The organism is Algorimicrobium algoritergicola (assembly GCF_008086165.1).
Classification (GTDB): domain Bacteria; phylum Bacteroidota; class Bacteroidia; order Flavobacteriales; family Flavobacteriaceae; genus Algorimicrobium; species Algorimicrobium algoritergicola.
Genome location: NZ_VSKL01000002.1, coordinates 368059 through 388938 on the forward strand (window position 1 = coordinate 368059; position 20880 = coordinate 388938).

General features: G+C 32.3%; 19 protein-coding genes. 5 read left to right on the forward strand and 14 right to left on the reverse strand.

Annotated elements, in window-relative coordinates:
• Nucleotides 1-224 precede the first annotated feature (224 nt).
• The 4 genes from ES675_RS07685 to ES675_RS07700 all read right to left on the reverse strand — a co-directional run bounded on the left by ES675_RS07685 (nucleotide 225) and on the right by ES675_RS07700 (nucleotide 4695).
• Complete coding sequence (locus tag ES675_RS07685; RefSeq protein ID WP_148367354.1) at nucleotides 225-1136, reverse strand: EamA family transporter; 912 nt, start codon at nucleotides 1134-1136, stop codon at nucleotides 225-227.
• 137 nt (nucleotides 1137-1273) lie between these two features.
• Nucleotides 1274-1945, reverse strand: a complete 672-nt coding sequence (locus tag ES675_RS07690; RefSeq protein WP_066247739.1) for a hypothetical protein — start codon at nucleotides 1943-1945, stop codon at nucleotides 1274-1276.
• Between the two features lie 93 nt (nucleotides 1946-2038).
• Nucleotides 2039-2458: a thiol-disulfide oxidoreductase DCC family protein gene (locus tag ES675_RS07695; protein WP_066247742.1), complete on the reverse strand. Its 420-nt coding sequence runs from the start codon at nucleotides 2456-2458 to the stop codon at nucleotides 2039-2041.
• Between the two features lie 65 nt (nucleotides 2459-2523).
• Nucleotides 2524-4695, reverse strand: a complete 2172-nt coding sequence (locus ES675_RS07700; protein WP_066247745.1) for an endonuclease MutS2 — start codon at nucleotides 4693-4695, stop codon at nucleotides 2524-2526.
• A 134-nt stretch (nucleotides 4696-4829) separates the two neighbouring features.
• On the opposite strand from ES675_RS07700, the gene ES675_RS07705 reads away from it, so the two are divergent.
• Nucleotides 4830-5795: an alpha/beta fold hydrolase gene (locus ES675_RS07705; RefSeq protein WP_066247747.1), complete on the forward strand. Its 966-nt coding sequence runs from the start codon at nucleotides 4830-4832 to the stop codon at nucleotides 5793-5795.
• A gap of 12 nt (nucleotides 5796-5807) precedes the next feature.
• Here the strand turns inward: ES675_RS07705 and ES675_RS07710 are convergent, their stop codons facing one another.
• A complete protein-coding gene (locus ES675_RS07710; RefSeq protein WP_066247749.1) occupies nucleotides 5808-7301 on the reverse strand; it encodes a YfcC family protein in 1494 nt (497 codons plus the stop codon).
• A gap of 65 nt (nucleotides 7302-7366) precedes the next feature.
• On the opposite strand from ES675_RS07710, the gene ES675_RS07715 reads away from it, so the two are divergent.
• The gene (locus tag ES675_RS07715; protein ID WP_066247751.1) at nucleotides 7367-8032 is read left to right on the forward strand and encodes a uracil-DNA glycosylase; all 666 of its coding nucleotides are present in this window, start codon (nucleotides 7367-7369) and stop codon (nucleotides 8030-8032) included.
• Here ES675_RS07715 and ES675_RS07720 read toward each other — a convergent pair whose 3' ends face one another.
• The 7 genes from ES675_RS07720 to ES675_RS07750 all read right to left on the reverse strand — a co-directional run bounded on the left by ES675_RS07720 (nucleotide 8033) and on the right by ES675_RS07750 (nucleotide 13577).
• Nucleotides 8033-8632: a hypothetical protein gene (locus tag ES675_RS07720; RefSeq protein WP_066247752.1), complete on the reverse strand. Its 600-nt coding sequence runs from the start codon at nucleotides 8630-8632 to the stop codon at nucleotides 8033-8035. It lies immediately after the preceding gene.
• A 499-nt stretch (nucleotides 8633-9131) separates the two neighbouring features.
• Entirely contained in the window at nucleotides 9132-9617 is a 486-nt protein-coding gene (locus ES675_RS07725) for a hypothetical protein (protein WP_148367356.1), read from the reverse strand.
• A 20-nt stretch (nucleotides 9618-9637) separates the two neighbouring features.
• Entirely contained in the window at nucleotides 9638-10495 is an 858-nt protein-coding gene (locus tag ES675_RS07730) for a substrate-binding domain-containing protein (RefSeq protein ID WP_066247758.1), read from the reverse strand.
• Nucleotides 10492-11364, reverse strand: coding sequence for a nucleoside phosphorylase (locus tag ES675_RS07735; RefSeq protein WP_066247760.1), 873 nt, complete (start codon nucleotides 11362-11364; stop codon nucleotides 10492-10494). Before ES675_RS07735 ends, ES675_RS07730 begins: the two co-directional genes overlap by 4 nt.
• Before the next feature lie 4 nt (nucleotides 11365-11368).
• Nucleotides 11369-12295: a DUF1835 domain-containing protein gene (locus ES675_RS07740; protein ID WP_066247763.1), complete on the reverse strand. Its 927-nt coding sequence runs from the start codon at nucleotides 12293-12295 to the stop codon at nucleotides 11369-11371.
• Entirely contained in the window at nucleotides 12295-12624 is a 330-nt protein-coding gene (locus tag ES675_RS07745; protein WP_066247767.1) for a translation initiation factor, read from the reverse strand. The genes ES675_RS07740 and ES675_RS07745 overlap by 1 nt, the downstream gene beginning before the upstream one ends.
• A 2-nt stretch (nucleotides 12625-12626) precedes the next feature.
• Nucleotides 12627-13577, reverse strand: coding sequence for an isopenicillin N synthase family dioxygenase (locus ES675_RS07750; RefSeq protein ID WP_066247770.1), 951 nt, complete (start codon nucleotides 13575-13577; stop codon nucleotides 12627-12629).
• Nucleotides 13578-13703: 126 nt separating this feature from the next.
• On the opposite strand from ES675_RS07750, the gene ES675_RS07755 reads away from it, so the two are divergent.
• Nucleotides 13704-15710, forward strand: coding sequence for an alpha-ketoacid dehydrogenase subunit alpha/beta (locus ES675_RS07755; protein ID WP_066247771.1), 2007 nt, complete (start codon nucleotides 13704-13706; stop codon nucleotides 15708-15710).
• Nucleotides 15711-15784: 74 nt separating this feature from the next.
• Here the strand turns inward: ES675_RS07755 and ES675_RS07760 are convergent, their stop codons facing one another.
• Complete coding sequence (locus ES675_RS07760) at nucleotides 15785-17125, reverse strand: dipeptidase (protein WP_066247772.1); 1341 nt, start codon at nucleotides 17123-17125, stop codon at nucleotides 15785-15787.
• Nucleotides 17126-17221: 96 nt separating this feature from the next.
• Between ES675_RS07760 and ES675_RS07765 the strand changes: the two genes are divergently transcribed.
• Together ES675_RS07765 and ES675_RS07770 are read left to right on the forward strand one after the other, a co-directional pair.
• Nucleotides 17222-17644, forward strand: a complete 423-nt coding sequence (locus ES675_RS07765) for a 3D domain-containing protein (protein ID WP_066247774.1) — start codon at nucleotides 17222-17224, stop codon at nucleotides 17642-17644.
• 52 nt (nucleotides 17645-17696) lie between these two features.
• Nucleotides 17697-19859 carry a S9 family peptidase gene (locus tag ES675_RS07770; protein WP_066247776.1) on the forward strand — a complete coding sequence of 721 codons (2163 nt, stop codon included), beginning with the start codon at nucleotides 17697-17699 and terminating at the stop codon, nucleotides 19857-19859.
• 7 nt (nucleotides 19860-19866) lie between these two features.
• Here ES675_RS07770 and ES675_RS07775 read toward each other — a convergent pair whose 3' ends face one another.
• Nucleotides 19867-20415 (reverse strand): ExbD/TolR family protein, encoded by a 549-nt coding sequence (locus tag ES675_RS07775; RefSeq protein WP_066248104.1) that lies wholly within the window; start codon nucleotides 20413-20415, stop codon nucleotides 19867-19869.
• Nucleotides 20416-20880: the final 465 nt, after the last annotated feature.

The following is a 20880-nucleotide window of genomic DNA, read 5'->3' on the forward strand; positions in this document are numbered from 1 at the left end:
CGGTATTTCACAGATATTTTTTACAAAAACATTTGACTTAACAAATATAAATTCAGTTTATCGATTATATAAAGCCCTTTCCTTTTTAGAATAGTACATTTGAATAATTAAAACAGTGGTGCTAAACACTTTAACGATAGTTTAGTTTAGTTTAGTTTTTTTATTTTAAGTTTAATTTTAGGTTAGTTTTAAAAAAAGGTCTTGATATACTTCTGGACCTTTTTTTATTGAATATGTGCAGCACGTCTTCTGTTTATACGATGTTTTAAAGCTGGTATATTAAATATGATAATGGATATTATAATAAGTCCATAACTAACACCTTGCATGACCGTAATTGTTTCTTTGAAATAAAAGACTGCTAGGAAAAAATTAATCAAAGGATTCAAATAAATAAAAATACCAACCACTGATGAATTTAAACCTCGTAACGCGTAGATATTTAAAAACATGGGTATAATGGTAAATCCTATTGCTATTAGAGCAATCATACTATAAAAAAAGCTTGTTTTAGGCGTTTGATACTCATAAGTCAGAAAAAATGGACTTAAAATAATGACGGCAAAAACAATTTGAACCGTTAGAATTAAAAACCGATCCAATTCCTGATTTCTACGTTGTAAGACTAAATAAATAGCATACGTTAAAGCAATTACCATACTGTAAAGTAAATCTGTAAAGTTTCCTAAAGACAGAAGAATACAGGCTGTGAAGCTTAAAACTACCGAAAACCATTGAAGTTTAAAGAGTTTTTCCTTTAAAATAATGAAGGCTAAAACCATGGTTAGAATTGGACAAATTAAATAGGCTAATGATGTTGCTTTCACACTAACATTATTCATAACATAAATAAAAATATACCAATTAAAAGCTAAAAAGAAACCACTAAACATATTTATAAATAGAATTCGAATCCGTTCCTTTTTTTTCAATGATTTAAATAGTAATACGTTCTTTTTTAAAACCTTTGGTCTGAAAAACAAGGTTACGACCAACATAATTGCTACAGAAACGATAGAACGGTAGCTCAAAATATCAAAAGCAGAAAAGTCGGATAAGGGTTTTAAAACCAAACTAAAAAAACCCCAAATAGTAAAAGCTAGGGTAGCAGCAATATAGTGTTTTGTTGTATTCATGTGCTCTAATAATTAATCGGCAAATGTACTTTTAATTAGACTAGAATAGTTGTTAATTAGTGTTATTATTTTCATTTTAGAACAGAAAAAAGCCTTGAGAAATTCAAGGCTTTATAAATTTTAAATAAAAATATAAATTATTTATCAGTTAATGCTTTTGTAATTTTTTCAGTGTATTCAACAGCATTTTTAGTGACATTTTGTGGGTCGTCTATTTTAGTCGTTACCACAGCAGCAAGTTGCTTACCATCTTCCTGTGTTAAATCGTAAGCCACAGTTTCCACGATGTACGTTTTAACAACTTGAGTTGTAGAACTCATAGGTACATAACTTCCATAAGTTGAGTATGACATTCTGTTTCCATAATAACCATAGAAACCACCATAATAACCGGGGAAGTATGATGGGTAGTAGCTAGCACCAGCATAATAACCACCATCTTGAGACGTTTCAGTCCGCTCTTGATAATCTTTTACAACAGTAACAATAACGGCATCATAACCTTCATTGCTTAAAAATTCTTTGAAGTTTTTTTGTTGTGTTTCTGTTAATTCTGTATCATGATTAAAGTTTGGCATTTCCTTAAAGCTTTCAGTAGCTTTCATACCTTTTGCTCGTAGTTGTTTTGCTATTTCTTGCTCAAAAGCTATACGTGCTTGTTTGTTTTCTGTTCTTGAAATAACAAGAATGTTGTTATTCATAATATTAGCTGATGAATCTGATTTCCAAGCATCTAATACTTTAATACCAGAACAACTAGTGGTAATTACCATTAATAAAATGGCTGTTAATTTAAGCGTGTTTTTCATTGTTTTTGATTTTATAATTGTTATTTATTAAATAATAAATTTCGAATTGGCAATTAGCTTACATTTTAGAACAGTTAAAAAAAAATAAATCAGTTAATTCAGAAACTTTGCTTGCAATTCTTTTGTAGGTAGCATACACGCATCTTTTTTACCAAACCATTTATACCTGTTTTTTGCAATATATTCATAAACCCAGTTTCTTAAGAAAGTTGGAATTATAAAAAAAACGGCTAATAAATTACGTGGAAATCCAAGTTTCCAAGCTATTTTGAGTGCAGCAGTAGATTTGTAGGACAATTTATTTTCTGAAGAATAAAGCAAAATAGAATCCATTTTACTTGTGTCAATTTTAAATTTTTTAATTATTTGTTTACCCGTTTTACCTTGCAAAGTTGCAAACATAAATACATTATGTGTATCGTGTTTTATAACATAATTAATGGCATTATTGCATAAGTTGCAAACACCATCAAAGAGAATTAATTGCTTATTATCTGGTAATCCATCTATCATATTACAAAAATACGCAAGAATTAATTATGAGTGGCTAAAAAGATAACATAACATAATTTAAAACCTTATTTCTTAACAGCTTCCACCAATTCCAACTGATCCATGCTAACGTTAGTTGTAAACATGCCATAATTAACAATGGCTTTGTTTTTTTCAATACTATCAATACTTCCTACAGCACGACCATCTTGCATGCGAACGCGATCACCAATTTTTAAAACAGGTCTTGGAGCGGCTGGCTTGTTCTTTTCTTTTTCCTTTGCTACTTTTTTCTTTTCACGTATGACAGCAACAGTTTTCTCGGCTTCTTGTTTTACTTTATGAACTTTAGCTTTTTCGGCCTTTTGTTTTTTAACCGTCGTTTTTTTACGTTTAGAATTTTCAATTTGAACGAGTTTGAATAACTCACCCATCAGTTCGCGTTTTTGTTTATTATTGAAATATTTCTCTGATAAATCATCAATTTTCTGACCCAAATAAATTAGTCGTTGATTGCTATCATATAATTCTTGATAGCTTTCCAGTTTCTTCTGGATTTTTATGTTTATTTCTTCCAGCTTTTCAGCTTCAGTTAGCTTCTTGCGTTCATTTTCCTTTAAGGATTGTTCTGTTTTTTCTAATTTTGAACGTTCCTTTTGCAGTTTAGCTATCGTTCTATCAAAACGAACTTTCCCGCTTTCAATTTTCTTTTTAGCACGATTTATTAAACTATATGGAATGCCATTTTTTTGAGCTACTTCAAACGTAAACGAACTTCCAGCTTGGCCTAATGCTAGTTTGTAAATAGGTTCCAATGTTTTCTCATCGAACATCATATTAGCATTTTGCATATACGGTAGCTCGTTGGCTAATATTTTAAGATTGGAGTAGTGCGTAGTTATAATTCCAAATGCCTCACGATGATAAAATTCTTCTAAAAACGTTTCAGCTAAAGCACCTCCAAGTTCTGGATCTGATCCTGTTCCAAACTCATCAATAAGAAATAAGGTGTTTTTATTACATTTCTTCAGAAAATAATTCATCTGCTTTAAGCGATAACTATAGGTGCTTAAATGGTTTTCAATAGATTGATTATCACCAATATCAGTTATGATTCTATCAAATAAAAATACATTGCTACGCTCATGAACCGGAATTAAAAATCCCGATTGGAGCATAATTTGTAATAACCCAACTGTTTTTAAAGTGATACTTTTTCCACCAGCATTTGGACCTGAAATAACAATAATCCGATTTTCTTGGGTTAATTTAATAGATTGGGAATATGTTTTTTCGTTTTTCTTTTTATTACTTAAATATAATAATGGATGAAAAGCGTCTCGTAAATATAGCTCGCGATTATCACTAATTTCTGGTAAAATAGCATCCATAGATTTGGCGTATTTTGCTTTGGCAGAAATAACATCAACTTGCGTTAAAAATTCTTGATACTGCTTTAAAAGCGGTAAAAATGGCCGGATGAAATCGGTAAGCGATTTTAAAATCCGAACAACCTCTTCATTTTCTTCATATTCCAAATTGTTCAGCTCACGCGTGTATTGCAACGTGGTTTCAGGCTCAATATAAACAATGCTTCCCGTTTTACTGCCTCCCATTATGGAACCCTTCACTTTGCGTCTGTACATTGCTTTAACCGCTAAAACACGCTTGTTGTCCACAACAGATTCACGGATATCATCTAAATATTCTAATTGGTGATACGAATGAAGTGCCGAAGAAAAACTCTGATTAATTTTCCCTTTTACCTTGTTAATATCTTGTCGTAACTCATATAATAATGACGATGCGTTGTCCTTTACATCACCAAAGCGATCTATAATAGTATCAATTTCTTCAATTAAAGCTTTGGTAACTTCTATTTCTGAAGCAAATTCATATAAATTGGTATAATACTCTTGAAATTTCTTAAGGAATAGAATAATATCATTAGCTGTAACAGAAATAGACACTATTTTTTTTAAACTATGCGCTTCTAAATAGGTGTTTTCAATTTTTAAAAGCTTTAATTCTTTAGCAATGGTTTCAAAACCATGATTGGGAATACGGTTATCATTTAGTAATGACGCTAGATATTCATTAGTTAATACCAAGGCTTTTATAGCAGACTCTTTATTATTTAAAGGCGTAATTTGTAATGCAGCTTCATGACCTAAAGCCGTAACACACAACTCACTTACTTGTTGTAAAACTGTTGAAAATTCAAGATCTTGGAGTGTTTTTTCGTGAATATGTATCATAAATTGTCCTTATGGAAAGGAATAGCTTTTTTTAGGATAACAAAAATACGGATTATGTTTTAAAACTAATCTAAAGTTAAAAAGTATAAGTTCATTTTATATTTATGTAGCTTTGGCTTTTTAGAAATAAATTTATGAAAATATTAAAAGCCCTAATTCTTCTTACAATAGTCATCACGTTAACATCTTGTAAAAAGGACTATTTAAAATATACTGAAAAACCGAATTATGTAGCAGAACCAAATGCTAAATTAAAACCATATTTTGATGCTTATGATGCATCTTTAAAACTATGGGATATTCCAGTTGAAGAATTATATATTCCGACTAGTTTTGGAACGGCCCATGTTGTAGTTAGTGGTCCTGATAATGGCGAACCATTGGTTTTATTGCATGGTATGAATGCGACTTCAACGAGTTGGTATCCAAATGCTAAAGCACTTTCAAAGGACTATAGATTGTTCGCAATCGATTTTATTTTGGAACCTGGGAAATCTCTTAAAACAGGAACTTTTGATGATGTTGAGCAAATTGTTACTTGGTATAATGAAATTTTTGATCAACTGAAGCTTAAAGAGTTTACGCTTGTTGGTGCTTCGAGAGGTGGATGGATTTCTATGAAAATAGCCTTGTATAATCAAAAACGTATCAAAAAGATGGTATTATTAAGTCCTGCGCAAACCTTTATTTGGATTAGACCAAGTGCTGATTTATTGAAAAATTTAATAACCCTTTTTTCTTCCGAAGAAAAACAAATAGAACAAGGCTTAAAGTCCATGTCTAGTAATGTTGCTAATATTGATAAAACATATTTAAAGCAATACTATAAATCGGAGAGTAATGATTCTATCAATAAATTTGTCTTGGATATGCGTCCGTTTTCCAAGCGAGATTTTCAGTCGTTGAAAATGCCTGTATTAGTTTTAATTGGTGATGATGACGTTATTAATAACTCAAAAACCATTCAAATGGCCAAAACCTTAATTCCTAAAGGTGAAGGTGAAATAATTGAAAACGCAGGACATTTTTTAACAGTTGACCAAGCGGATGTAGTAAACATAAAAATTCTTGATTTTTTAAAAGCTGACAATACTAAATAACGTTTTTCAAGATTATAAGTACACTTGAAGGGTTATAATAATCATAGTGAAAATGGTTAGTATCAGTAGAAGTGGTAAAACAAACTTCAGCCATTTGTTATAACCCACTTTTACAATGGCTAATGATGCTAGAATTAATCCAGTTGGATTAATAAAAGCAAATAAACCCATACCATATTGGTAACAGTTAACAATAATTTCACGACCAAAACCAACGGTATCAGCTAAAGGAGACATAATTGGCATGGTTAAAACAGCCATTCCAGAAGAACTAGGAATGAAAAAGGAAAGTCCGCTATAAATAAATAGCATGGCATTTGCAAAAAAACCTTTATTCATCCCTTCCGTTGCTGTACTTGCATGATATAGCATGGTATCGCTAATTAACCCATCATTCATTAAAACGGAAACGCCTCGTGCAATTCCTATAATTAAAGCCACACCTAGTAAATCTGAAGCTCCTCTAACAAAGGTTTCAACAAAAACTGTTTCTTGAATTTTTCCAATAATTCCAATTAAAATGGCACCAACAAAAAATACCGTTGTCATTTCTACAAACCACCATTCTAATTGCGATACACCATATATCATGACCACAAAACAAAGTGTAAATACAATGAGTGTTAAACGTAGCCTAGTCGTTAATTTTAAAATGTTATCACTTTTAGTTCCGAAATGTGCTTCAATTTCTTCTTTTTGACTATAAATTATGGATTTAGTAGGATCTTTTTTCACCTTATTGGCATATCGTAAAATATAAACAATACAGATTACAACACCTATTATTAATGTGATAACACGACCTGTTAAACCGGTTGTCCAATTAATTCCGGCAGCATCTGAAGCTATAATTGTACTAAACGGGTTAACCGTTGAAAACATAGTTCCGATGGATGAACCTAAATAAATCGTAGCTAATGGTACCATAGCATCATATTTCGCAGCTAAAAACATGGGTATTAAAATAGGGTAGAAGGCAATGGTTTCTTCAGCTAATCCAAATGTGGTTCCTCCTAATGCAATAAGCGTTGTAACCAGTATAATTAAGATATATTCATGACCTTTAAGCGCGATGGCTAACCAGGATATTCCAGCATCGAAAGCGCCAGTATAGTTCATAATACCAATTAATCCACCTATAATTAATACGAGAAAAATAATATCAGAAGCTTCAATTATTCCTTTGATTGGAGATTGAAAAAATTCTACTAAACTTTGCGGTTTGGCTTCTACAACTTGATACGTATTTGGAATAGAAATAGGTTTCCAAATATCACCTTCTGTAAACTTTTCTAAAGGGATATTTATATTTAAATTTTGTAATGTCTCTTGAGTTGCTGGTAATGTTTCTGTCGTTTCTAAATGTGTTTTAGAAAAACTATTACCTGCTTTATTATAAGCTAACGTATCGTATTTCCCCGCAGGAATAATCCATGTTAACAAGGCAACGAGTCCAGCAATAATAAGTAAAATTGTTTGTGCTGTTGGAAATTTTAAATTTTTCAAGACATATTGTTTTATGATGCTAAAGATAATATTAATTTAGTGCTGACATAAAAAATGTTATACAAATGGAAGTGAAAATTCATGAAAGTTGGATGCCGTATTTACAAGAGGAGTTTGAAACGGATTATTTTAAGGCATTAATGGCTTTTGTAGCATCTGAATATCAAAAACACACCTGCTATCCGCCAGCATCAGAAATTTTTCAAGCATTTTTAGCTTGCCCTTTTAAAGAAACCAAAGTAGTTATTATTGGCCAAGACCCGTATCATGGCGTAGGTCAAGCTAATGGTTTATGCTTTAGTGTATATGAAAACACGCCACATCCACCGTCTTTAAGAAATATTTTTAAAGAATTGGAGTCTGATATCAAAAAGCCGTATCCAGAAAGTGGCAGTTTATTACATTGGGCAAAACAAGGTGTTTTATTATTAAACGCCACATTAACCGTTAGAGCTCATGAAGCTGCTAGTCATCAAAAAATGGGTTGGGAAACCTTTACGGATAACGTAATCAAAACTATTAGTGACAAACAGAATGATGTAGTGTTTTTACTTTGGGGTGGGTTTGCTAAAAAGAAATCTAAATTAATTGACACAAATAAACATACCATTCTTACTAGTGGACATCCATCTCCATTAAGTGCAAATAGAGGTTATTGGTATGGAAATAACCATTTTAGTAAAACGAATGCTATTCTAGAAAGTAAAGGCTATTTACCTATAAAATGGTAGTTAATTTACGGTAAAATAATAGCGTCCAATTGTGTCAGACTCCATAATTTTTGAGTTGATAGAAATGTGTTCATTATTATAAGAAACAGTTGAAATACTAACCAATTCTTCATCCTCATTATAATAACTCTGTGAGCCTGACAGGTAATACCTACCAGATTCCAAAAGTTTAATGCCAAATTTATTGTTGAAAATAGTATTGTCAAAATCGCAACGAACAAATAAACTTTGATAATCTACCGTTGTCTCACCTTCAATAACTTCTAATGCATTTTCATTTAGTTCAATTAAAGCGTACGTGCCATAAGCCGTTTCCTTATATAAATTTAAATAGTAATAGTAGAAGTTATCTGAAGAATCTGGAATAATAAAATCGGTTAAAAAAACCGTCGTATCATTTATGGATACTTGTTCATTATTGAGGGTCGTTGAAATATAGATGGTGTCATCAACCTGAAAATTGTTTGTATTGTTTTCTATCTGTATAATCGTATCATTCCTTACGTTCGTGTTGGAATATATATAATCATCCTCACCAGGACAGCAAATAGAAGCGCATAAAGAAATTCCTGTCAGTATTGTGAAAGATGCAATTTTCATAATTCAATTTATGAGTAGATGCACATTTAAAGAAAAGGTTGCGTGAAAAAAGAAAAACAATTAATTAACTCCCAGTAGGCGCTAGTTGAACTGATTTAGTAGAAATAACTCTGTTTTTAGTAACAACAAATGTTGGTCGGTTTTCAATTTTTTGGTTAACACGTTTTGTGGTTTTGTTACAACTAAAGATTAGTAATAAAAAATTAACTACAACCAAAAAAGTGAGTAAAAAAGTAATCGTTAATAGCATAAGCGATGAATTTAATTGATCTCAAGGAGTCAAATATACTGCAATTTACTTAAAAATTATAATAATTTTAACATTTATCGATATAAGGTGTGTTTTTAAAGACGTGATTACTAGGTGATTTGGATGAGTAATTCAACTATTTGTTAAATTATAGGTAAAATAAAACACATCATGAATGCTATTTTAACACTTTTATTACCACATTCAGAATTAAAGAAAATCTCTAAATAATCACATTCTTACCGTATTTTAATTTGCAGATCTTGTAGCTGTATAAAAAGCATCGTTGTTTTGTTTATTAACGTTTTTCATACCTGAAGCAAAAAAATCAATAATGTATCGTTTTATAGGTGAAGAATTTGATAAACAATCTTTTGTTTCGGAATCAAAAACCCATGCTGATGAGTATAAATCGGTTCCACTAGTACTAGAAACAATTGTATAACGTTCTGAACTGTTTTTGAATAATTGTAAGTTTTCCCAAATATAATAACGACCATACGTCTCTGTTGGTGCTTTAGTTTTGTTCCAAAGACCAAAATTATCATATAATATTCTAACTGTATATTGTGGATTTCTATTTACTATTCGTAGTTCATTATTGGTACTGGAATCGGTTTCTGTAATTGATACTTGATGATGTATTTCAATGCCACTTTTAAAATATTGCGTGTCATGAGCTTTACAACCCATAAAGCCGAAGCTTAAAATAAATATAATTATAAAAAATCTCATGTATATTTTGTGAATGGGTTTTATGGTAAATTATGAACTAGTGTATCATAAGGAACCGTTTTTGAAATAATATCCAACGCTAATAATTGCTCTTGGATATTGTTGATAGTATCTTCATCAATGGCACTTTGCGACCATTCCGTTAATGATAACCACTCCTGAACATCTTCTAATTTCTGATCATATCGTGACGCAATTACTTGATCGATATTCGGAATTGTTTTGAAGTCTTTAGTCGACTTATTTATGATATTCAAAATAGTTTGTAATTCTTCGGAATGATTTTCAATAAAATGATCACTAACAGCAATTACAAAACAAGGCCAAGGGGTAGGGCAGTTACCCAATCGTCTAAAAACACCTTTATCTACTATGGGTTTGGTCATAAATTTTTCCCACATAAAATAATCTGCCGAATTATTTGAAAGCGCATCCACAGCACCATCTAAATCTTTGACGACTTCAAACTGTAAGTCTTTTGTTGTATCCCAATTATTATTTTGAGCATTTATATAAGCCATTAAATGCGATCCAGAACCATAGCGACTAATAGCTGCTTTGGTTCCTTTTATATCTTTCAGGGACTGGTACGGCGAATTTGCGCCTACATGAATTCCCCAAATTAAAGGGGTTTCCACAAATGTTTGAACAATTTTGGAAGGATTTCCTTCAATAATATCTTTAATAATACCTTCCGTTAGAATAACAGCAATATCAATATCGCCTTTGCGCAAGGCTTTACTCATAGCTCCAGTTCCGCCTGGATAATCATGCCAGCGTAAATTGATGTTTTCTTGTTTATAATCGCCATTTTTCAACGTTAAATACCAAGCCAAATTGAAATGTTCTGGAACACCACCTATTTTTACCGTTTTCATAATGTTATCATTTTATCCAAGGTGTAAATAATCAAATTCTCAACAACCTTTTTTGGGTCTTTGCTAAAAGTTCCATTGGCACGATTAGCAATTATGGCATTAAGGGATAACGCATGATGGCCTAATAATTTTGATAATCCATATATAGCAGATGTTTCCATTTCTAAATTTGAAATCCGATTGTTCTCAAAATCAAATGAATCCATTTTAGTGTTTAAATCAGCATCCTGAACAGGTAATCGCAACACCCGACCTTGTGGGCCATAGAAACCAACAGCAGTTGCTGTAATGCCTGTGGTCGTTTTTTCAGAAGAAAAATGATTTTGTAATGTGGAACTATTGGCAATAAAAAGAGGTCTCGATTTATTACTATGCCAATTGGTATGATTGATAAAAGCCGATTCAATTTTAGGATTTGTATACGGATCTATTTGATAAAAATGAAGTAAACCAGTTAAATCCAACCCATGGGAACTAAGGACAAAACTATCAACAGGTATATCATGTTGTAATGATCCTGACGTACCAACTCTAACAATGTTTAAAGATGTAAGATTCTTTTTTGGTTGACGTGTTTGTAAATCAATATTTACCAAGGCATCCAATTCATTCATGACAATGTCAATGTTATCAGGACCAATTCCGGTAGATATAACCGTTAACCGTTTCCCTTTATAAATACCTGTTTGTGTTTTAAATTCACGTTTTTGAGTGGTGAATTCAATAGAATCGAAATATTTGGTTATTTTTTCAACACGATCCTGATCACCAACAAAAATTATGGTGTTTGAAATATTCTCTGGTTTTAAATTTAGATGATAAACACTTCCATCTGGATTTAATATCAGTTCGGATTCTTTTATTGGCATGTTTTTATTTTTTTATAAGTTCGTTATGTTTGGTGCTGTAATAAAAATCTAATCGGTTAACACCACCAAAAACTGTATTGTTATTAATTTCAGCAGCAAAGTTTCGCAATCCAATAAGGGCTTCATGACCTTTTCGATTTAATTTAATACTGTTTTCTGTTTCCTCAAAAAACAGGGATAAGGTATTAATTATATGATGAATTTGAATATCACCATAGCCATAATAACCTTGAAAATTTAAAGCATAACCCACTAAATGCCCTTTTGATTTAACGTCTTTATCACGAACAATAGTTAGTATGTTTTTTTCAATAACACTTAAACCACTTTTTAAATTTGGAAAACGTTTTAAATGGGCTTTAAGACAACTATTCAAATATATAAAAGATGATTTTTTAACAATATAAGGTTTTAGCAAATTATGATCTTTACCACAGTAAATATGCCAAATGGATCGTGCTATTTCTATATCTGAATCTAGTAATAATACTTTATTATCATAATGATCTAAAAGTTGGTCCGCTGTTAATTCTGACGATCCTTTTAAGTTTTTTTCGCCTTCAACACGTCCGCTACAGACTAAATAGAGCGGTAAATTTACTTTTCTTTCTTGAAGTAATTTTATAACACCCAATAAATTAATATGGCAAAACAAATCATATTCAAACCAAAGAACAATTTCATAAAACGCTTCTGTATTGTCTAAAATTCTTAATTCGTTTTTTATTTCTTCTTCATTAATCTCAATGGCATACACGTTTTTTAAAAACGCTTTTCGGGTATCTATAAATCGTTGCGAATCTATTTGAACAGGAGTAGGACCATCACATAACATTTCTTGCCATGTTAAAAAAGAGCCTTCAACATCTAATTCTTGTAAATAGTTTGTTAAATGCGTACCATTAGTAATATGAAGAATGCCTTTATCCATTAGCCTCCAACGCGTTTAACTTGAAATCCTTTTTCTTTTAAAATGGCCATTATTTTATCGCGATAATCGCCTTGAATAATAATTTTATCATCTTTAAAACTGCCACCAACACTCAAGGTTGTTTTCAGTTCTTTTGCTAAGGCTTTAAAATCTTCGGTCGCGCCAGTATAGCCATCAATAATGGTAATAGGCTTACCTTTGCGTTTTTCATATTTGCATAATATAGGGTCATCTTGAATCCATAAACCTTTGCTTGCATCTGCTGTAGCTTCAGATTCTTCCTCAATATGTTCTGGAAAAAGATTCTTTAATTGATCTTGTAAATCCATACTTACTTTTTAATTAACCCTAACTCAATAAGGCGTTCATTTAAAAAATCGCCTGCTGAAATATCATCAAATTGTTTTGGGTTTTCGTCGTCAATACAACTATCTAAAACGTCTAATTTCATATCACTTATCGGATGCATAAAAAACGGAATTGAGTAACGTGATGTTCCCCAAAGTTCTCTTGGCGGATTAATTACACGATGGATGGTTGATTTTAATTTATTATTAGTGTGTCTTGATAACATATCACCCACATTTATCATTAATTCATCTGGTTCTGCAATAGCATCTAACCATTCGCCTTTATGGTTTTGAACTTGTAAACCACGACCTTGCGCACCCATTAATAGCGTGATTAAATTAATATCACCATGAGCAGCTGCACGAACGGCATTTTTTGGTTCATCTATAATTGGTGGATAGTGAATTGGACGTAAAATACTATTCCCATTATGGATGTAATCATCAAAATATGTTTCTTCTAATTTTAAATGCAATGCTAAAGCACGTAACACATATTTAGCTGTTTTTTCCAACATGCGATACGTTTCTTTACCTGCTTTATTAAATTCAGGTAATTCTTTAACTTCTACATTTTTAGGATATTCTGCTTCTAATTTCGGATTGTTTTCTACAAACTGTCCAAAGTGCCAGAACTCTTTTAAATCGCCTTCCTTCTTGCCTTTAGCGCTTTCTTTTCCAAAAGAAATATAACCACGCTGACCACCAATACCTTCAATTTCATATTTCTGCTTGGTTTCTAATGGCAGCTCAAAGAAGTTTTTCACTTCTCCATATAAATTATCGACTAGCTTATCATCTAAAAAGTGCCCTTTTAAAGCAACAAAACCAATTTCTTCGTAGGCCTTTCCAATAGCATCTACAAATTGTTGTTTGCATTTTGGGTCTTCGGATGTAAAATCTTTTAAATTAACACTTGGTATTGTATTCATAAGGATATTGTTTTTAATAGGTATGTATTACAAATGTACGAAAACATTATAAAGTTTGGAATACTATTTATTGTTAGATTGTTATTTGTAATTATCAATTTATAGTATATTTGACAAACGAATTTTATGATCAATACAGTATCATCTATGAGTAATATAGCCTATAACAAAACGGGTCTTGATAGTAGTGAGTTATTAGAACTTTATAAGCGTATGCTAAAGCCACGTTTAATAGAAGAAAAAATGTTAATTCTATTACGCCAAGGCAGGATTTCTAAATGGTTTTCAGGAATTGGCCAAGAAGCTATTTCTGTAGGCGTAACTATGGCTTTGAATTCTGATGAATATATTTTGCCCATGCATCGAAATTTAGGCGTTTTCACCACACGTGATATTCCTTTATATCGCTTATTTAGCCAATGGCAAGGAAAAGCAAATGGTTTTACCAAAGGTCGTGATCGGTCCTTTCATTTTGGAACACAAGAGTTTAAAATTGTTGGTATGATTTCGCATTTAGGTCCACAATTAGGCGTTGCAGATGGGATTGCATTAGCAAGTAAATTAAAAAACACAAAGGAGGTTACAGCTGTTTTTACAGGTGAAGGTGGTACGAGTGAAGGTGATTTTCACGAAGCATTAAACGTGGCTTCAGTCTGGCAATTACCAGTTTTATTTTGTGTTGAAAATAATGGATACGGTTTATCTACGCCAACTAGCGAACAATATAATTGTGAAAATATTGCGGATCGTGGTATTGGTTATGGCATGGAGTCACATATTATAGACGGAAATAATATTATAGAAGTCTATACGAAGATGCGTGATTTAGCGGAAAGCGTTCGTCAAAATCCACGTCCAATTTTAATTGAATTTAAAACCTTTAGAATGCGTGGGCATGAAGAGGCGAGTGGTACCAAATATGTACCACAAGATTTGATGGATATGTGGGCGAAGAAAGATCCGTTAGAAAATTTTCAGACATTTTTGAAAGATGAAAATATTCTAACAGAAGCTGAAGACGTTGAAATGAAAGCGGCAATTGTGTCTGAAATTAATGAACATTTACAAATGGCTTTTGATGAAGACGTTATAGTTCCCAATGAAAGCACTGAATTAAATGATGTTTATAAAGCATTTGACTATCAAGAAATTAAACCAAACACAAACACAGAAGAAATACGCCTAATTGATGCTATTTCTGAAGGTTTAAAACAGTCCATGGAACGCCATGATGATTTGATTATCATGGGTCAAGATGTCGCTGAATATGGCGGTGTTTTTAAAATAACCGATGGGTTTGTAGAAGCGTTTGGAAAAGAGCGTGTTAGAAATACACCTATTTGCGAATCTGCTATTGTGGAAGCTGCTATGGGACTTTCTATATCTGGAATGAAAGCTGTTATGGAAATGCAGTTTGCTGATTTTGCGACTTCTGGTTTTAACCCGATTGTAAATTATTTGGCTAAATCGCATTACCGTTGGAATCAACAGGCTGATGTGGTAGTGAGAATGCCTTGTGGTGGCGGTGTTGCTGCTGGTCCTTTTCATTCGCAAACTAATGAAGCTTGGTTTACAAAAACACCAGGTTTAAAAGTGGTATATCCAGCGTTTCCGTATGATGCCAAAGGGTTATTAGCAACTGCTATAAACGATCCAAATCCCGTTCTTTTCTTTGAACACAAAGCGTTATATAGAAGTATTCGTCAGGATGTGCCAACAGATTATTTTACAATTCCTTTTGGAAAAGCAGCACGTTTACGTGAAGGAGCTGATGTTACCATTATTTCCTATGGAGCAGCTGTGCATTGGGCTTTAGAAACTTTAGATAACAATCCAGATATTCAAGCAGACTTAATTGACTTACGAAGTTTGCAACCCTTGGATACCGAAGCTATTTTTAAATCGGTTAGAAAAACGGGTCGTGCCATTATTTTACAAGAAGATTCGTTGTTTGGTGGTATTGCTTCAGATATTTCATCCATGATTATGGAAACTTGTTTTGAACACCTAGATGCGCCTGTAAAGCGTGTAGCTAGTATGGAAACACCTATTCCATTTATAAATCAATTGGAAGTACAGTATTTAGGAAAAGGGAAATTTGAAACGGCCTTGAAGGAATTGTTGGCTTATTAAAAAACGAAATAAAAAAAACAGCATTGAGAATTTATAATTCAATGCTGTTTTTTCATTAAATAACTATTACTTTTTTATGAATTACTCTGTGCTTGCATATCTTTAGCAACAGCTTGGACGTCATCTAAAACTCGTAATAGATTCTCACTCCAAAGCTTGCTGATTTCTGCTTCTGTGTAGCCACGTTTTACCAATTCTAATGTTACATTGAAAGTTTCTGATGCATCGCGCCAGCCTTCAATTCCGCCACCACCATCAAAATCACTACTAATTCCGACATGGTTTATACCTATTTTATCAACCATATAATCTATGTGATCTACAAAATCAGCAACATTTACAGCAGGAGGAAAGCCTTCAATAGTTTCAGCCTTTTCATTTGCTAAACGAACAACATCGCCATAATATTCAAAAAATTTACCTTGGTCTTCATTACTTAAAGCCATGACCTCTTCACGTGACGTGTACCATTTGACACCTAACGAATCGGCTGCTTCTTTTTGAATGCTTTTTAAAGCTTCATCACGAGTCTCTACTTTTTCAGCGTTAACATAAGCATCAAGTGCAACTGTTTGCACAACACCATTATTATCTTTCATCCATTGTAATTGTTCGTCATCTAAATTTCGACTATGATCACAAAGAGCTCTTGCAGATGAATGCGACGCTATTATTGGTGCTTTAGTCAATTCAATCATTTGACGCATAGCTTCTTTTGAAGGATGCGAAACATCAATCATCATTCCCAAACGGTTCATTTCAACGATTACCTCTTTTCCTAATGGACTTAAACCATTATGAAGCCAAACATTATCTTTTTCACCCGTATTACTATCACTTAATTGACTATGACCATTATGCGCAAGCGACATATAACGACCACCTAAATTATAAAATTTCTCCACGTTTTTTATGTCTGTTCCAACAGGATAGCCGTTTTCAATACCAATCATGGCTATTTTCTTTCCAGAGGTGTTAATGCGTCTAACATCATCAGATGTTAGAGCCAATTCAATTTGATCTGGAGCAATATCTGTTACTAATTTATGAATAGCATCAAATTTACCCATGGCCGTTTCATATGCTTTGGTGTAACCTTCAGAAGTTAAAGTGTCCTGACCGGTATAAACAATAAACCAAGCAACATCTAATCCGCCAGCTTTCATTTTAGGAAGTGTGACTTGCGACTTTAAATCTTGTGTGTAATTAATAGAGTCTGTAAAATTATTTACATTAAAATCATCGTGTGTATCTAGTGTTATAACACGTTCGTGAATGCCTTTAGCACGCTCCATCATTTCAGGAGTTACAACAACTTCTTCGTTAACAATTTCCAGTGTCTCTTCTTGTTTAGGCTTGTCTTTACAACTCATAATTAGCAAAAAGAATAGACATAATAGTTTAATAGATTTCATATTTAGTTTGTTTTAGTATCTATTTGTCAAGTTACAAAAAAGTTTAGATGTGATTAAGATTCTTTAAAAAATAGTATCTTTAATAAACCAAGCACTATGAAAACAAAGACGATAATCGGAATTCTACTTCTGTTGGTTTTTAGTTGTAAAACTGATAAACCTCCTGAATACTCATGGAATACACTTAAAGTTACTGCAACTGCTTATAATTCTGTTGCCTATCAAACCAATTCTAACCCACATATTACAGCGTTTGGTGATAGTTTAAAACCAGGACTTAAATATATTGCTGTTTCTCGAGATTTGCTTAAACTTGGTTTAAAGCACAATACGCCTGTTGCTATTGAAGGTTTGGAAGGTTTATATTTGGTTAAAGACAAAATGCACTCACGAAAGAGAAATCAAATTGATATTTACATGGGTTTAAATATTAAAGCGGCAAAGGAATGGGGAAGGAAAAAAGTAAATATTGCTTACGGAATTAAAAACAAAGAAATAGACATTAAACAATTGAATTAATTGTCTAATTTTAAGACTTATAACATCAATCTAATTATCAATTATACAACTTATGAAAAACATGTATTTCTTGTTGCTTTTAATTTTAGTTTCAGCATGTGGAACGAAAGAAAAGCAAAACGACGTTAAAAACATTAATGATGATGCACCAATTGCAAAAAAAGCACCCAAGGAATTAACCATACATGATGATACGCGAATTGATGATTACTTCTGGATGCGTTTGAGTGATGATCAAAAAAAATCTGAAAACCCAGATGCGCAAATACAAGATGTTTTAGATTATTTAAATGCAGAAAATGAATATTTAAATGAAGCCATGTCTCATACTGAAACATTTCAGGATGAATTATATAATGAAATAATTGGACGTATTAAAAAAGATGATCAATCTGTTCCTGTCAATGATAACGGGTTTTCCTATTATACACGTTATGAGGAAGGTTCTGAATATGCTTTATATTGTAGAAAGAAATTAGAAGATAACGCAGAAGAACAAATTATTTTTAATGGTCCCAAAATGGCTGAAGGTTTTTCATATTATGGAATAGGTGGTCAAAATGTGAGTCCAAATAATCAACTTATGACTTTTTCCATTGATACCGTTTCAAGAAGGCAATATACTATTTATATTAAAAATTTAGAAACTGATAAATTACTTTCAGATACATTAAGCAACACTGGTGGTAGCGCCGTCTGGGCAAACGATAACAAAACAGTTTTTTATACGACTAAAGATTCAGAAACACTGCGTCAGAATAAAATTTTTAAGCATGTTTTAGGTACAGATCAAACTCAAGATGAATTGGTTTTTGAAGAAATAGATGAAACATTTAGTTGTTATGTGTCTAAAACTAAATCGAACGATTATTTATTGATTGGAAGCAACCAAACACTTTCTACTGAATATCGTTTTTTAAATGCCAACACGCCAAATGGCACATGGCAGATTATTCAACCACGAGAACGGGATTTAATTTACCATCCAGATCACTACAAAGATGATTTTTACATCCGAACAAATTTAGATGCTACGAATTTTAAATTAGTTAAAACACCTATTAAAGCTAGCTCGAAAGATAATTGGCAAGATGTTATTGCTCATAGAAGCGATGTATTGCTTCAAGACTTTGATTTATTTAACAACTTTTTAGTTTTAAGCGAACGGTTAAATGGATTAGCAACTATTCGGATTAAAAAATGGGATGAATCAACAGATTATTATATTGCGTTTAAAGATCCAGCTTACCTAGCATATCCAACGTCTAATATAGATTTTGATACGGATAAATTACGCTATAATTATACATCACTTACTACACCAAATAGTACGTTTGAATATAATATGGACACAAAAGAACAGGAGCTTTTAAAGCAGCAAGATGTTCTTGGAGGCTTTTCACCTAATGATTATGTGTCTGAACGTCTAGAAGCTACCGCAACTGATGGTACTAAAATTCCAGTTTCTTTGGTCTATAAGAAAGGAATTTCTTTAGGAGCCGAAACGCCATTATTATTATATGCGTATGGTTCTTATGGAAGTAGCACAGAGCCAACTTTTAGTTCTGATAGATTAAGTTTATTAGATCGTGGATTTGTTTATGCCATTGCGCATGTGCGAGGTGGTCAAGAAATGGGTCGTGAATGGTACGAAAACGGTAAACTTCTTAACAAGAAAAACACCTTTTCAGATTTTATAAATGTTGGCGAACATTTGGTTGCTCAAGGCTACACAAGTCCGAAACATTTATATGCTTTAGGTGGTAGTGCAGGTGGTTTATTAATGGGTGCCATTATTAATATGAAACCGGAATTATGGAACGGTGTTGTTGCAGCAGTTCCATTTGTAGATATCGTTTCTACTATGTTAGACGAAACCATTCCGCTTACGACTTTTGAATTTGATGAATGGGGAAATCCAAAAGATGCCACCTATTATAATTATATGAAATCCTATTCGCCTTATGATAATGTGGAAGCTAAAAACTATCCCAACATGTTAATTACAACAGGATATTGGGATAGCCAAGTTCAATATTGGGAACCTGCCAAATGGATAGCTAAATTACGAGCTCTTAAAACGGATAATAACCTATTAGTTATGGATTGTAACATGGAAACAGGTCATGGTGGTGCTTCTGGACGTTTTGAACGTTATAAGCGTACAGCTTTGTATTATGCATTTATTATGGATTTGGAAGGTCTCGAAAAATAGTTTGTCCTTATTGAGGTTCAGAAATATTCATAGGAAAAGCATGTTTGACTTCCAGCATTTGTGATGCAGATAAATCTTGGATTGATTTCTGATATGTTTTTTCAGAATAGTCTTCACGTAAATCAGTATAAGCTTTGCTAATTTCATTTTGAACCAGAACAAACAATTCATAAGATGTTTGCCTGTCATGTTGCAAGGAAATAATAGCTTTTTTAGGATTATCTGAAGCCGTTAAAAGTTGCTCACCTGAACAGTAATTACAGGATTTATCACCATTATTATTTACGAAATTTGAAACTAGTTCACTAACCTCATTAAAATCGACTAATTCATTATTCATTAATATTTCATTCGAATTATTTAAAACAATGCGCAATACATTGTTTTCAGCAGTGGGCGTTGCACAATCATTAGTAGGGCAGAATGCAGGTAAATTTCTATTGATGCCAGCATCTGTTGATATTGTGGTTGTTACTAAAAAGAAAATGAGCAATAAGAAAGCAATATCTGCCATGGAACCTGCATTTACTTTTTCGGAATTTCTGTGATGTCTCATAATCATAACGTTTTAAGAATTAGATTTTTACAAATACAAAAACAATACCATTAAAATAATTACAAAAAAAAACCAGCAACTAATGCTGGTCTCTTCCGTCTTTAACTAATTCAAACTAATGTATATAACGTTTAATTCCTGTCCATAACGTGTCATGCTGAATGCACCTTTTCCGTATTGTTATTCTTTTTTGAGAATACGTTATTAACTCATTTGAATCTCTGGAAACCTTGATTAATGCTTGCATGACATGGTGTTTTTTGCTTGCCTGCGATAGGCAGGATTGATTGTTGGTTAATTTTTTAATAGTACTATCTAAAACGTCTTTTACTATTCCAAGTAAAACCTTTTGTACTGTTCGTTCTTTTTGATAATTGATTGGTGTCTAAAGTTCTCATGATATTTTGATTTTATTGATTGATTGATGAATTGTTTACGTAATGACTATCTAAAGCGTCTTTTGCT

Excerpts from the sequence above, each read along its gene's own strand:
- ES675_RS07685 (WP_148367354.1), bottom strand. The coding sequence starts at position 1,136 with ATGAATACAACAAAACACTATATTGCTGCTACCCTAGCTTTTACTATT.
- ES675_RS07690 (WP_066247739.1), bottom strand. The coding sequence starts at position 1,945 with ATGAAAAACACGCTTAAATTAACAGCCATTTTATTAATGGTAATTACC.
- ES675_RS07695 (WP_066247742.1), bottom strand. The coding sequence starts at position 2,458 with ATGATAGATGGATTACCAGATAATAAGCAATTAATTCTCTTTGATGGT.
- ES675_RS07700 (WP_066247745.1), bottom strand. The coding sequence starts at position 4,695 with ATGATACATATTCACGAAAAAACACTCCAAGATCTTGAATTTTCAACA.
- ES675_RS07705 (WP_066247747.1), top strand. The coding sequence starts at position 4,830 with ATGAAAATATTAAAAGCCCTAATTCTTCTTACAATAGTCATCACGTTA.
- ES675_RS07715 (WP_066247751.1), top strand. The coding sequence starts at position 7,367 with ATGGAAGTGAAAATTCATGAAAGTTGGATGCCGTATTTACAAGAGGAG.
- ES675_RS07720 (WP_066247752.1), bottom strand. The coding sequence starts at position 8,632 with ATGAAAATTGCATCTTTCACAATACTGACAGGAATTTCTTTATGCGCT.
- ES675_RS07725 (WP_148367356.1), bottom strand. The coding sequence starts at position 9,617 with ATGAGATTTTTTATAATTATATTTATTTTAAGCTTCGGCTTTATGGGT.
- ES675_RS07730 (WP_066247758.1), bottom strand. The coding sequence starts at position 10,495 with ATGAAAACGGTAAAAATAGGTGGTGTTCCAGAACATTTCAATTTGGCT.
- ES675_RS07735 (WP_066247760.1), bottom strand. The coding sequence starts at position 11,364 with ATGCCAATAAAAGAATCCGAACTGATATTAAATCCAGATGGAAGTGTT.
- ES675_RS07740 (WP_066247763.1), bottom strand. The coding sequence starts at position 12,295 with ATGGATAAAGGCATTCTTCATATTACTAATGGTACGCATTTAACAAAC.
- ES675_RS07745 (WP_066247767.1), bottom strand. The coding sequence starts at position 12,624 with ATGGATTTACAAGATCAATTAAAGAATCTTTTTCCAGAACATATTGAG.
- ES675_RS07750 (WP_066247770.1), bottom strand. The coding sequence starts at position 13,577 with ATGAATACAATACCAAGTGTTAATTTAAAAGATTTTACATCCGAAGAC.
- ES675_RS07755 (WP_066247771.1), top strand. The coding sequence starts at position 13,704 with ATGATCAATACAGTATCATCTATGAGTAATATAGCCTATAACAAAACG.
- ES675_RS07760 (WP_066247772.1), bottom strand. The coding sequence starts at position 17,125 with ATGAAATCTATTAAACTATTATGTCTATTCTTTTTGCTAATTATGAGT.
- ES675_RS07765 (WP_066247774.1), top strand. The coding sequence starts at position 17,222 with ATGAAAACAAAGACGATAATCGGAATTCTACTTCTGTTGGTTTTTAGT.
- ES675_RS07770 (WP_066247776.1), top strand. The coding sequence starts at position 17,697 with ATGAAAAACATGTATTTCTTGTTGCTTTTAATTTTAGTTTCAGCATGT.
- ES675_RS07775 (WP_066248104.1), bottom strand. The coding sequence starts at position 20,415 with ATGAGACATCACAGAAATTCCGAAAAAGTAAATGCAGGTTCCATGGCA.